At 73.0% G+C, this 393-nt stretch carries 1 protein-coding gene; it reads right to left on the bottom strand.

Annotated features, from left to right (window positions below):
• The coding region (locus QQ657_RS56540) for a helix-turn-helix domain-containing protein (RefSeq protein WP_284750754.1) at window positions 1-393 on the bottom strand (393 nt) is incomplete at both ends.

Genomic DNA, 393 nt, shown 5'->3' with positions numbered 1-393 from the left:
CGGCCGGACCGCAGCCACCCGGCGACCTCACGCCGCAAACCGCCTCGGGCCTGCACATACAGGGCTTGGTAGATCGTTTCGCAGCACACATGCCACTCCGGCCGGTCGGGGTGATCGCGGCGGAGCCGGCGGGTGATCTGTTGCGGGCTCCACCGCGCATCCAGCCCATCCTGGACGATCGCCCGCAACGCCGGGTCCGTGACCAGTTTCCCGGCCTTCGGCCGGGCGCGCCGGGCGGTGGCCAGTTCGTGCGCGGCATGGGGCTGATAGGTGCCATCGGGCTGCTGGTTGCGGCCCAGTTCCCGGCTGATCGTGCAGACCGGCCGGCCCAGTTCGGCCGCGATGGCCCGCAGCGAGATCCCGGGCTGGCGGACCCGGTCGGCGAGCCGGACC

This window comes from Amycolatopsis ponsaeliensis, assembly GCF_030182635.1.
GTDB lineage: Bacteria > Actinomycetota > Actinomycetes > Mycobacteriales > Pseudonocardiaceae > Amycolatopsis > Amycolatopsis ponsaeliensis.
Note: the sequence above shows the minus strand (reverse complement) of the source record. Positions and strands in the feature narration are given on the sequence as shown.